The organism is Prosthecobacter sp. (assembly GCF_034366625.1).
Classification (GTDB): Bacteria; Verrucomicrobiota; Verrucomicrobiia; order Verrucomicrobiales; family Verrucomicrobiaceae; genus Prosthecobacter.
Genome location: NZ_JAXMIH010000013.1, coordinates 16,562 through 27,583, shown reverse-complemented (window position 1 = coordinate 27,583; position 11,022 = coordinate 16,562). Strand labels below are relative to the sequence as shown.

Genomic DNA, 11,022 nt, shown 5'->3' with positions numbered 1-11,022 from the left:
TATCGCATCAATCGACGCACGGCAAAGAACAATGCCGGTCAAAACTGCTCGACCAGATAGCGGATCAAATCGGTGGAGGTGACCATGCCAACGAGCTTGCCACCATTGATGATGGGCAGGGAATGGAACTCGCTCTTGGCAAGGATCTCGGCGGCCTCGCGGACGGTTCCGGTTTCAGCGAGGGTGACGGGACTCTTCTTCATCACCTGCTCCAGCGTGAGGGTGTGGTCAAGCGTGGCGTCCACAGTGCGTTCGTCGGTGTTGAAGGCGTCACCAAAGCTGATGCGGAGAATGTCACTCCATGTGATGATGCCGATGAGCTGGTCGCCATTTACGACAGGAATGTGATGCACGCCATGCTGATGGACGAGGGAGCGGACTTTCGAGAGCGGATCGCCATGGTGGACGGTGATCACGTTGCGGGACATCAGGTGGGAGATCGGATCGTTGCGCTTCATAGGTTGGTGCTGGCACTGTGCCGAGCGCCGCACAGCGTGCTCCGCCTGGCTTGGGCATGCGTGGCTGCATGTTGCGGGGAAAACGAACTCCCCGCGACGCGGCTGCATCGCGGGGAGAACTTGAAATGAGGAGCCTGAAATTCGTGATCAGTCAGGGAGGTCGCCGCCGCCGCTGCCACCTTCGAGGCCTTGTCCGGTGAGCGTGCGAGGTTTCGCGCGGGTGGTGATGCCGGTTTGTGCTCCTTCACCGACGGGGCGAACTTGGGCTGCACCTGAACTGCGGGTGATCGTGTAATTCGTCGCACCGTGGCCGTTGGTCTCGCCATTCGCATGCTGGCGGAGCAGGTCGAGCGGGACGAGGCCGCTGACTTCGCCGACGGAGGGGCCGGTGCCGTTCACCGGGCCGCCCATGGAGATGTCGCCGGGAGTACGGTCCACGCTGCGGCGACCGGTATTGTAGAGAGTGGTGCGGGTGCTCACGATGGCTCCGGTGCTGTCGCGGAGAGTGCTGGTCACGCGGGTGGAGGTGTCGGTGGCGACGACCGCGATTTCTGTGGTGCCGATGACATTGCCATCGGCGTCGGTGTCCTGCACCACATCAAGGCGGGCGCGGTTGCCGTTGCTGTCTGTGCCGGTTTGCGAGACGACCATTTCGCCCGTTTCCTGGTCTGGACGCGTTTCAGGGGCACTGTCGGCGGTAGAAGCGCTGCCGCTGCCAAAGAGGATGCGGGAGCCGGACTCCACCACGCGCTGGGTGGTGGAGGTCAGATTGTCCACATCGGCATCCGTGCCTTTGCGTGCGTTGCTGCCGCCACCACGAATGTCCGTGAGGCCGTTGGAGCCGGTGATATGGGCGGGAGCCGTGGGCGTGCGTTCATAGTTGTCCGCATCTGCAAAGGGGTCCGTCACTCTGCTGGACACCTTGGGGCCAGGATTGCCGGGCTGGTGAAACACGTCACGGAAGCCCTCCACGCCACCGAATGAACCGCGCAGCGATCCGAGTGATTTCAGACCTTCGGCGATCTCGCGACTCGCGAGCAGTCCGGCGGCAGTTTTCGAGTCGAGGCCTGAAGCAGGCGGTGACAGGCGCGTGGCAGGCTTTTTCACCGACACAGACGGTTTGGCGCTACTTTTTGGCATTGCCACACGCGGGGCGGCAGAACGCAGCGGCGGCGGGGGCTGAGTGGCGTTCAGGAGGTGCGGCAGCACGCTGCGGGCGATGCCGATGATCTGGCCCGCGTTCACGGAGCGGGACGAACCGTTGGAGGCGGACGGCACGGAGCGCGTGGAGGGCTTGAAGCCGTTGAAGTTCGGCTTCTCGGCGTATGCCGAGGCACTGACGGCCAGGGCGAGGAGGAGGGTGAATTTCGTTTTCATGGGGATGACTTGGTTTGAGTGTTTTGCGACCTCGATAAGGGCCGCGTCATCCCCTGTCTGGCAGGGCGCGAAGGGACGTTACAGGTTCCGCGAAAATATTTTCGCCCCGGTCTAAAAGGCGGCTCGCAGGGCGTCCAATTCGCCCTGGATGGCCTCCTCCGTCGGATTGGTCAGCGTGTCAGCCACGGTCTCACGGAGGACTTCGGCGAAACGCTTTCTCAAGCGGTGCAACGTGACGCGCAGAGCCTCGGGCGTGAGGCGCAGATGTTGCGCGGCTTCCTCCTGGGTGATCGCGGCCTCGCCGTTGAGCGGAGCCAGCAGCGGACGCAGCGTGGCGAAGGTCTGCTCTTTTCCGGCGGCGCTTTGTTCCTTCGCGAGGCGTTGCATGGCGGCTTCGAGCAGGGAGAGGGCGCAGCTTTTCTCAAAATGACGCTCGGGTGTGTCGTTATCGCTGCCTGCGGCCTCGAAGCCGTCGTCTTCGGCCATGACTTCGAGCGAGAGCAGTTCCTGGCCGCCACCGCGCTTCTCGGCCTGCGCCTTGCGCCATTCGCCGCGCTGCCAGCGTTGCAGAGCACCGAGGAGAAAGCTCCTCATGCGCCCGGTTTCAGCCTGAGCCTTGGCAAAGAGGTCTTCTTCGAGCAGCGAGAGGAAAAAGCCCTGCGTGGCATCCTGCGCTTCCGCCGCTGCCAGGCCGCGATGGCGCAGGAAGCCATAGATCGGCCGCCAATAGAGTGCGCACAGTTCTTCCAGCGCGGCACGCTTGGCCCGTGGATCAGACGCGGCACGTGCTCCGGCCACGAGACTCCAGCGCGTGGCGGGGAAGGGGGCGTCGGAACGGGAAGTCATGGCGGCAAAATAACGGGCGTGGGAAAAATGACGAATGACGAATGGCGGACAAGCCCTTAGTTTTCCACCGAATTCAACCACCAGGTCTTATGATTGAAGTTCTCATTGGTCTGCTCGTGCCTGTGCTCATTGTGGGCGCGATGATTTTCATCTTTGTCCGGCGCGGGCTGCAAATGCGCGAGTTGTGCGAGCATGGCGTCGAAACGACCGGCCAGATCGTCGAAAAGCGCGTCGTGAAGGCCGGCAAGTCCACCTCGAAGCAGTGGAAGATCGTCTATCGCTACACCGACAGCGCGGGTGCCACGCATAGTCATACCTCGGTGGTTTCCATTGAGGCGTATCAAAACCACGAGGAAGGCGGGCCGATCCAGGTCGTCTATTCCGCCAAACGTCCGGTCATTAGCGCTCCGAAATACCTGGTCGATCAGGCCCGCAAGGCGCTGGGGAAATGATTTTTTGTAACGTTCCGCGATCCACTGCCAGAAAGCCTCGTGAACATCCACCTCACCATGAAACACATCGCTCTCATCCTCCTCGCTCTCGCCACCGCCGCCTCAGCGCAGCAGAAACTCGTTCCCACCAAGGACGCTCCCGGCATGAAGGATTATCCCGGCATGCCGCGCTACGAAGGCAGCACCATCGTTCTGCAATCCGAGCAGAAGTTTGGCGAACTCGGCCTGCAAATCGGTGGATTGAGTGCTCCGAACTCGAATGATCCCAAGGAGGTGCGCAAGGTCGAGGGCCGCACGCATCGCAGCACTTATTTGCTGCTCAATCTTGGCGCGGGTAAGCGCAGCACGCTCGAAATCGCTCGCAATTACGAGATGGCCTTCAAGGAGGCCGGATTCGCCGCCATCTGGTCCGGTGGTGATCGCGAGATCCGCAACGGACCGCCGCGCCAGTATTATGGCGTGCCGGAGCTCGATCACCAGCTAATGACCACGGGCTTGAAGGAGCGCCGTTACTTCTGCATGGAAAAGGGCGGGCTGTTTGCCGCGATCTTCATCGCCGCGCGTTCGTGGGATCATCCGATGCTGCCCAGCTCGGAGGCGAACCCGTGGAAGCAGCACGTCACCATCCCGCAGGAGTCCGTCGTGATTCAGGTCGATGTGGTGAACACGCGTCCGATGGAGGAGAAGATGGTGCATCTCTCCGCCGCTGAGATGCAGAAATCCCTCTCCAGCAGCGGCAAGGTGGCCATCTACGGCATCCTCTTTGATTTCAACAAGGCCGACATCAAACCCGAGTCCGCGCCGACGCTCGCCGAGATGGCATCGCTCCTCAAAGCCGAGCCGAATTTGAAAGTGCTCGTCGTCGGCCACACCGACAACGTCGGCACCTTTGAATTCAACGAAGACCTTTCCAAACGTCGCGCGAAGGCTGTTGTCGCTGAACTTGCCGCCAAACATGGCATTGCCGCCGAGCGCATGCTGCCACTAGGAGCCAGCTTCATGGCTCCAGTGACGACGAACAGCACGGAAGAAGGCAGGGCGTTGAATCGGCGTGTGGAGTTGGTGGCGCGGTGAACCAAAGTACTCATGGGCTTTAGTCCGTGAGCGTTAATTGAGCGGGCTAAAGCCCTGCACTACTTTCTTCCAGTCATGCCCGCTTCATCCCTGATCTCCGGTCTCGATCCGCAGGCGCTCTTTGCGCTGAGCGCGGATGAGGCTTCCGCGGCAGCCTGGGAGCCACCGTCACTCGAAGAAGTGGCGAAGTTGTTTCCGCAGTGGCAGGCGCGGCGGTTGCTGGGACGCGGCGGGATGGGCGCGGTGTATGAGATGCGGCAGCAGGAGCTGGATCGGTTGGTGGCGGTGAAGCTGCTGCCCATTGAGGCGAGTCGTGATGAGCATCAGGTGGAGCGTTTTCGCCGCGAGGCACGCACGCTGGCGAAGCTGCGGCATCCGGGCATCGTCTCGCTGCTGGAGGCGGGGATTTCGCCTGCGGGGCATTTCTTTTTTGTCATGGAGCATGTGGATGGCAGTCCGCTGAGCCAGCTCATCGCGGACGGGAAACTGGACGCGGCCAAGGCCATCGAAATCGTGCGCCAGGTGTGCGAGGCGCTGGCCTTTGCGCATGCGCAAGGGGTGATTCATCGCGACATCAAACCTTCCAACATCCTGATCGACTCCGCAGGCCGCGCGAAGGTGGCGGACTTCGGGCTGGCACGTCTGGAGCAAGCGCAGGCCGTCGGAGCGCTGGATGTTTCGCACACCGGCCAGTTCATGGGCACGCCCGACTACGCCGCGCCGGAGCAGGTGCGCGATGCGGCGCATGTGGACCATCGCGCCGACATCTACAGCCTCGGTGTGCTGCTGTATGAAATGCTCACGGGTGATCTGCCACGCGGCGTTTTCCAGCCGCCTTCACGCAAAGCGGGCAGCGACACGCGGCTGGATGATGTGGTGCGTCGTGCGATGCAGGAACGTCCCGAGGATCGCTATCAGGCCGCCGCCGAGTTGCAGAAGGACATTTCGAAATCCTCGACCTCTTCAAAGGCCTGGCTGTTCGTGTTCATTCTCTTGCTTGGTGGCATTGGCGTGTGGTTGTGGATACAGCCGGTGCCGGTGATTCAGATTCCAGCGCCTAAGCCTGTCATTGAAGTGCCTAAACTGTCGGTGGCCGAAACTCCGAAGCCAGTGGTCGTTAACACACCGACTCCAAGTCTGCCTGCACCTCCTGCTCCGGCTCCCAAGCCGGTGTCGCCGCCTGTCATCACGACCTCCAGTGTGCAGGTTTGGTCGCTGGACAACGTCTCACCGGCCTTGCAGCCACCGACGGAGCTCATGAAACAACCGTGGCAGGATGCGGTGCTCACGGCTAGCGGCGGTGCGGTGCTGTATCCTAATGGCAGCGTCTCACTCTGGCATGAGTCGAAGCCGAATGCCGTGCGGCGGGCTGATTTTCCCGCGCAGGCCATTGCGAGCAGCGGGAACGACATTCTCGCGCTGGATCGCGAAGGACGGCTGCATGACCTCGGCTCCTCGAAAGTCATCACAGACGGTTTGAAGGCCGTTTTTTCCTCCGCGAAGCCAGGATTCGCCGCAGCGATGACTTCAGCCGATGAACTGATCCTGCTTCAGCTCGACAACAACACTCGCTCAGTGCTGCCGAAGCCAGCAGGCACGATTTCGCAGCTCTCAGTGGCCGCTGATGGCATGGTCTGGTGTTTGCTGACCAACGGCGATTTACAGCGCCACGATGGAGCCGCGTTCGTGGCGGCTCCGCAGCAAGGAATCGCGAAGGCAGCCCAGTTTCTCACGGGTGAGGGTTTCACCGCCATCGTCGAAGAAAATGGCCGCTGCACGCTCTGGGGTGAAAAGGTGCCGGACAGCCCGCAGCGATTCCGCCTGCCTGCGGGCACGAAAAAACTCGTGGTGGGTCCGCAGACGCGCATGGCGGCGTGGTGACGTTCAGAGCAACTCCACCACCACCGCGCTGGCGTTGTCTCGGCCGGATTCAGCCACGGCATACTCGACGAACCACTGTGCGCGTGTTTTACCCTCTGGCGATTGATCTTCGGCGAGCATGTCGGCCAGCCGGTGATCCCAGATGCCGTCGATGACGCCATCGGTGCAGAACAAGAAGCGGTCACCGCTTTCGCAGCCGACAGAGCCGATTTGAGGCTCGAGAGACTGCCTGCCTGCGCCGAGCACCTGCATGAGGATGCTTTTGCGCGGATGCTCGCGCGCCTGGCGCTCGTTGAGCTGGCCATGGCGTTGCAGCCAGCCGACGTGGGAGTGGTCGTCGGTGAGTTGTTTCATTTTGCCACCTTTGGGCAGCCAGTAGATGCGGCTGTCGCCGATGTGGGCGAAGTGCAACCAGCCGGGGGTGAACCAGCCAAGGCTCAGCGTCGCGCCCATGCCGCGGCATTCATCGTAGTAGCGGCCGAGTTGGAGCAGTTCTTCGTGAATGCGGTGAAACAGCTCCTGCAGCACATCACCATGCCCGGCGGCGATCTGCTGCGCGGATTGTTTGAAGCTCTTGGGCAGCAGTTGGGTGATTTTTTCAGCGGCGATCTTGCTGGCAAATTCACCGGACTTCGCGCCGCCCATGCCATCGCTCACGGCGAAGACGAAGTCGCCGGCATCGAGGCTGGACTCGCCGAATTTGCCGAGGTAGCGCAGTTCGCGGGCGTCGAAATTCAGACAGAGGAAGGTGTCCTCGTTGTTCTGACGCACGCGGCCGGGGTGGGTCATGCCGGACCAGCGGAGGTGGTTGGGTGGTTGGTGGGGGCTGGAGTCGCTCATGGAGCGGGCTTTTGGGGCGGTGGGTCGAGGATGGTGGCGAGTTCGAAGTCGATGAGGCAGAAGCGGCCGTCGCTGTGGCGGTAGGTGACGTTGCGGGTGAAGGGATCGTCATGGCGGACGCCGAAATCGCGTTCGAGGGCGCCAAATAGGTCTTTGAGTTTCGCCTCATTGATGCGCTCGACGAGGGAGCCGCAGTTGGTGGTGACGAGATAGAGCTGGTCCTCGTGGGCTTCTAAAACGCGGGGTACATAATTACAGCCGCGTTCTTCCAGCGTGCGCAGCACGCGCACTTCATTGGCGAAACGCTCCGCGGCATTGCTGCCACGGAAGTATTTATGTACGCGGCCGTCGTAGCCGATGCGGACGAGGGCGCGCACAGTGTTTTTGGCTTCTTGCATCTTTGCAGACTCTCCTGCGTGGTGTTGGCGTGCGCAAGGAGCATAGCCCGTTCGCAACGCGTCAGGATGGGGTTGCGGCAGTCGTTTGTGGATGCTCAAGACATCTGAAATGATCCTTTGAAAAATTCATCTAGCATCTGGCATGCCGCGTGCTCTTTTGCGCCTCGCCGACGCCCGGGGAGGTTTATCGCCCTCTTGGAAGGCAAGAACCACACACACGCAACCATGGCCAAATACAAACTCGAATACCTCTGGTTGGACGGCTACGAACCGGTCCGCAACCTCCGCAGCAAGACGCAGCTCAAAGATTATGCCAGCTTTCCGAAGCTGGAAGAATTGCCCGACTGGGGCTTTGACGGCTCTTCCACCCAACAGGCTCCCGGCGGCAGCTCTGACTGCGTGTTGAAGCCTGTGGCCGTGTTTCCTGACAGCACCCGCAAGAACGGCGTGCTGGTCATGTGCGAAGTTTACAATGCCGATGGCACTCCCCACGCCTCCAACGACCGCGCCACGATCCTTGACGATCCGGACGCTTGGTTTGGCTTTGAGCAGGAATACTTCCTTTACCAGGACGGCCGCCCCCTCGGTTTCCCCGAGAACGGTTATCCTGCCCCGCAGGGCCCCTACTACACCGGCGTCGGCTACAAGAACGTTGGCGACATCGCCCGTCAGATCGTCGAGGAGCACCTCGACCTCTGTCTTGATGCGGGCATCAACCATGAAGGCATCAACGCCGAAGTGGCGAAGGGCCAGTGGGAATTCCAGATCTTCGGCAAAGGCTCCAAGAGCTGCGCCGACCAGATGTGGGTCGCCCGCTACATCCTGAACCGCCTCTGCGAGAAGTATTGCGTGGACGTTGAATACCACTGCAAGCCGCTCGGCGCCACCGACTGGAACGGTTCTGGCATGCACGCCAACTTCTCCACCAAGCACATGCGTGAAGTCGGCGGCGAGCCTTACTTCCTCGCCCTCATGGCGCAGTTTGAGAAGAACTGCATGGAGCACATCGCCGTCTATGGTCCGGACAATCACATGCGCCTCACCGGCCTGCATGAGACCCAGAGCATCGACAAGTTCTCCTGGGGTATCGCCGATCGTGGCGCTTCTGTCCGCGTGCCGCACAGCTTCAAGAAAAACGGCTGGAAGGGCTACCTGGAAGACCGTCGTCCGAACAGCCAGGGCAATCCTTACCAGATCACCTCCCGCATTCTCAAAACGATCAGCGAAGTGCCGAAATAAGTCGTCACAGCTGTCATCACTTACGAAACGCCGTCTGGAAACAGGCGGCGTTTTTTGTTCTCGCGGCATCGTTTGCAATACCGGTGCCGTCCTGCTAGGTGGATTCGTATCCATATCCCCATGCCCACCGAACAAGACATCCGTACCGCCCTTGGCAACGTCCGCTACCCTGGCTTCAGTCGCGATATTGTGTCGTTTGGTCTCGTGAAGGGCATCCAGATCGAAGGTGCCAATGTCACCATCGAGATCTCCGTCGCCACGCGTGATCCGAACATCCCGCGCCTAGTCCATGAGCAGGCGATGGACGTCTTGAAAAAGGTTCCCGGCGTCGGCGAGGTGAAACTGAACTTCGACATCAAAGATCCGCCCGGTGCAGGCACCACCGCTTCGGACAAGCTCGGCAAGTCGAGCATTCCTGGTGTGAAGAAGGTGATTGCCGTCGCTTCGGGCAAGGGCGGCGTGGGTAAGAGCACGGTCGCATCGAATCTGGCTGTTGCTATGAGCCAAAGCGGATTGCGTGTCGGCCTGTGCGACTGCGATTTGTACGGCCCCAGCATCGCGCACATGTTCGGCACGGATGAGCGTCCGTATCAAAACGACGAACAGCAGATCGTGCCCATTGAAAAATACGGCCTCCAGCTCATGTCGATGGGGTTTCTGCTTGAAGACGCTTCTCCCGTGATCGTGCGCGGCCCCATCGCCACGCGTTACACCCAGCAGTTTCTGCGGCAGAGCGCCTGGAATGATCTCGATGTGCTCGTGCTCGATCTGCCGCCGGGAACGGGAGACATCCAGCTCACCATCGTGCAGACCGTCGCGCTCGACGGTGTGGTGATCGTCACCACGCCGCAGGAAGTTGCGTTGATTGATGCGCGCAAGGCCGTGGCGATGTTCCAGAAGGTCAATGTGCCGATTCTCGGCATCATTGAGAACATGAGCTACTTCCTCTGCCCGAGCGACGGCAAGGTGTATCACATTTTCGGCAAAGGCGGCGGCGAACACGAGGCGAAACGCCTTGGCGTGCCCTTGCTGGGCCAGATTCCGATCGAAATGGACGTGCGCGAGAGTGGCGATGAAGGCCATCCCATCGCGCTCGAAGACCCGACGAAGTCCGCGTCGTCGAAGGTGTTCCGCGAGATCGCGGCGCAGTTGAAGTAGTCAGTTTTACTTCGCCTCGACGGCCGGTTTGTCGCCGAGTTGAAGCGTCGGTGCCTTGGCGGTGTCACTGATGTTCAGCGCCAGCCAGTGGCCGTTGATCGCATGGGCAGGAAAACCGCAGGCCAGGGCGAATTCGCCGGTTTCATCGGCCACGAAGGAGAATTCGGCTTTCGTGAGAGAGAGACCCACTTCCGGCTTTGGCACGCCGGCACCATCGAAGTAGGGCTCGCCCATTTGAAGCTTCCTCGTCGTGTCTTTCTCCACGACCACAGCGCTATGCGGGATCGGGCTGGGATTGATGAAGGCCACCTCGATGGTCCAGTCCTTGGGAACCGTGAAGATGGCCTTGCCGTGCGAATAGCCGTTGAAGTTCATGCCGTAATTCGAGGCGCTGTAGGTGGCCACGAGTGTGATCTTCACTGTCTTCGGCTTGTCACCGAGCTTGAGGAAGTCCGCCTCGGTGATGCCAGCGAAGAGTTCCTTTTTCAGGCCGGGAATTTCCACGGCATGGGCGTCATGACCGGCGGGCGGTGCGGCGGGCTGCTGAGCGAAGGAAATCGAAGTGGTGAGCAGGAAAGTGGAAAAAAGTCGGCGGATCATGGTGGTGACGGATGGAAGCGGGCTTGGCTCTACGCGCAATGGACAATCAAACTGTCGCGCATGGAACGATGAATCTCGCCTTTCGCCAAAATATCCCCCAAGATATCCGCCACGTTCCCGTGATGCCCGGCGAACACCACCTCATGAGCGAATCGCACGATCTCTTCCTGGAAACCCTGCGGCGCTACGAGCGGCCTCTCATCCGCTACGCGCATGGTTACACGGGCGACCTGGAAGACGCGCGAGACATCGTGCAGGACGTGTTTGTGAAGCTCAGCCAGAACCTCGCCACGCTCGACCACGAGAGGCTCGCCCCCTGGCTCTTCACCGTCTGCCGCAATCGTGCCCTTGACCATCATCGAAAACATCAACGCCTCATCGTCATGGAAACGGAAACCCTCGATCTCGAAGCCTCCGCCGATCCCGCGCCCAATGACGCGATGGAAAAGCGTGAAACCGCCACCACCCTGCGCGAACTCATCGAAACGTTGCCCACACGGCAGCGCGAGGCCGTGCGGCTGAAGTTCATCGCCGGACTCGACTACCAGCAGATCAGCGCCGCCATGCAGACGAGCATCGGTAACGTCGGCTACCTCATTCACCACGGCGTCGCCGCCTTGAAGGCCAAATGGCAGGCGCATGACCAGCCGCAGACCGCGAAACTGAAACACGCGATGGCATGAACCCCAAAACCACCTT

The 11,022-nt window shown here is 60.9% G+C and carries 12 protein-coding genes; 6 read left to right on the top strand and 6 right to left on the bottom strand.

What is annotated here, in order from left to right; translation table 11 throughout:
• Positions 1 to 38: 38 nt before the first annotated feature.
• The 3 genes from U1A53_RS15820 to U1A53_RS15810 form a co-directional block, all read right to left on the bottom strand.
• Entirely contained in the window at positions 39 to 458 is a 420-nt protein-coding gene (locus U1A53_RS15820; protein WP_322282417.1) for a CBS domain-containing protein, read from the bottom strand.
• 147 nt (positions 459 to 605) lie between these two features.
• Complete coding sequence (locus tag U1A53_RS15815; protein ID WP_322282415.1) at positions 606 to 1,835, bottom strand: hypothetical protein; 1,230 nt, start codon at positions 1,833 to 1,835, stop codon at positions 606 to 608.
• A 111-nt stretch (positions 1,836 to 1,946) separates the two neighbouring features.
• Entirely contained in the window at positions 1,947 to 2,681 is a 735-nt protein-coding gene (locus U1A53_RS15810; protein ID WP_322282413.1) for a hypothetical protein, read from the bottom strand.
• Positions 2,682 to 2,770: 89 nt separating this feature from the next.
• Here U1A53_RS15810 and U1A53_RS15805 point away from each other — a divergent pair, with 89 nt between their 5' ends.
• From U1A53_RS15805 to U1A53_RS15795, 3 genes are all read left to right on the top strand, one after another.
• Positions 2,771 to 3,133, top strand: a complete 363-nt coding sequence (locus tag U1A53_RS15805; RefSeq protein ID WP_322282411.1) for a DUF3592 domain-containing protein — start codon at positions 2,771 to 2,773, stop codon at positions 3,131 to 3,133.
• A gap of 57 nt (positions 3,134 to 3,190) precedes the next feature.
• Positions 3,191 to 4,207, top strand: coding sequence for an OmpA family protein (locus U1A53_RS15800; RefSeq protein ID WP_322282410.1), 1,017 nt, complete (start codon positions 3,191 to 3,193; stop codon positions 4,205 to 4,207).
• Positions 4,208 to 4,282: 75 nt separating this feature from the next.
• Positions 4,283 to 6,088 carry a serine/threonine-protein kinase gene (locus tag U1A53_RS15795; protein ID WP_322282408.1) on the top strand — a complete coding sequence of 602 codons (1,806 nt, stop codon included), beginning with the start codon at positions 4,283 to 4,285 and terminating at the stop codon, positions 6,086 to 6,088.
• Between the two features lie 3 nt (positions 6,089 to 6,091).
• On the opposite strand, the gene U1A53_RS15790 is transcribed toward U1A53_RS15795, so the two are convergent.
• Positions 6,092 to 6,928, bottom strand: coding sequence for a protein phosphatase 2C domain-containing protein (locus tag U1A53_RS15790; RefSeq protein WP_322282407.1), 837 nt, complete (start codon positions 6,926 to 6,928; stop codon positions 6,092 to 6,094).
• Positions 6,925 to 7,326 carry a serine/threonine protein phosphatase gene (locus tag U1A53_RS15785; RefSeq protein WP_322282406.1) on the bottom strand — a complete coding sequence of 134 codons (402 nt, stop codon included), beginning with the start codon at positions 7,324 to 7,326 and terminating at the stop codon, positions 6,925 to 6,927. Before U1A53_RS15785 ends, U1A53_RS15790 begins: the two co-directional genes overlap by 4 nt.
• A gap of 225 nt (positions 7,327 to 7,551) precedes the next feature.
• On the opposite strand from U1A53_RS15785, the gene U1A53_RS15780 reads away from it, so the two are divergent.
• Together U1A53_RS15780 and U1A53_RS15775 are read left to right on the top strand one after the other, a co-directional pair.
• Positions 7,552 to 8,565, top strand: a complete 1,014-nt coding sequence (locus U1A53_RS15780) for a glutamine synthetase beta-grasp domain-containing protein (protein ID WP_322282404.1) — start codon at positions 7,552 to 7,554, stop codon at positions 8,563 to 8,565.
• Between the two features lie 120 nt (positions 8,566 to 8,685).
• Positions 8,686 to 9,723, top strand: coding sequence for an Mrp/NBP35 family ATP-binding protein (locus U1A53_RS15775; protein ID WP_322282402.1), 1,038 nt, complete (start codon positions 8,686 to 8,688; stop codon positions 9,721 to 9,723).
• Between the two features lie 6 nt (positions 9,724 to 9,729).
• Here the strand turns inward: U1A53_RS15775 and U1A53_RS15770 are convergent, their stop codons facing one another.
• A complete protein-coding gene (locus U1A53_RS15770) occupies positions 9,730 to 10,323 on the bottom strand; it encodes a sulfocyanin-like copper-binding protein (RefSeq protein ID WP_322282400.1) in 594 nt (197 codons plus the stop codon).
• 143 nt (positions 10,324 to 10,466) lie between these two features.
• On the opposite strand from U1A53_RS15770, the gene U1A53_RS15765 reads away from it, so the two are divergent.
• Positions 10,467 to 11,006: a sigma-70 family RNA polymerase sigma factor gene (locus tag U1A53_RS15765; RefSeq protein ID WP_322282399.1), complete on the top strand. Its 540-nt coding sequence runs from the start codon at positions 10,467 to 10,469 to the stop codon at positions 11,004 to 11,006.
• Positions 11,007 to 11,022 lie beyond the last annotated feature (16 nt).

Coding starts and splice junctions, on each gene's coding strand:
- U1A53_RS15775 (WP_322282402.1), top strand. CDS start 8,686: ATGCCCACCGAACAAGACATCCGTACCGCCCTTGGCAACGTCCGCTAC.
- U1A53_RS15785 (WP_322282406.1), bottom strand. CDS start 7,326: ATGCAAGAAGCCAAAAACACTGTGCGCGCCCTCGTCCGCATCGGCTAC.
- U1A53_RS15790 (WP_322282407.1), bottom strand. CDS start 6,928: ATGAGCGACTCCAGCCCCCACCAACCACCCAACCACCTCCGCTGGTCC.
- U1A53_RS15780 (WP_322282404.1), top strand. CDS start 7,552: ATGGCCAAATACAAACTCGAATACCTCTGGTTGGACGGCTACGAACCG.
- U1A53_RS15800 (WP_322282410.1), top strand. CDS start 3,191: ATGAAACACATCGCTCTCATCCTCCTCGCTCTCGCCACCGCCGCCTCA.
- U1A53_RS15810 (WP_322282413.1), bottom strand. CDS start 2,681: ATGACTTCCCGTTCCGACGCCCCCTTCCCCGCCACGCGCTGGAGTCTC.
- U1A53_RS15795 (WP_322282408.1), top strand. CDS start 4,283: ATGCCCGCTTCATCCCTGATCTCCGGTCTCGATCCGCAGGCGCTCTTT.
- U1A53_RS15770 (WP_322282400.1), bottom strand. CDS start 10,323: ATGATCCGCCGACTTTTTTCCACTTTCCTGCTCACCACTTCGATTTCC.
- U1A53_RS15805 (WP_322282411.1), top strand. CDS start 2,771: ATGATTGAAGTTCTCATTGGTCTGCTCGTGCCTGTGCTCATTGTGGGC.
- U1A53_RS15815 (WP_322282415.1), bottom strand. CDS start 1,835: ATGAAAACGAAATTCACCCTCCTCCTCGCCCTGGCCGTCAGTGCCTCG.
- U1A53_RS15820 (WP_322282417.1), bottom strand. CDS start 458: ATGAAGCGCAACGATCCGATCTCCCACCTGATGTCCCGCAACGTGATC.
- U1A53_RS15765 (WP_322282399.1), top strand. CDS start 10,467: ATGAGCGAATCGCACGATCTCTTCCTGGAAACCCTGCGGCGCTACGAG.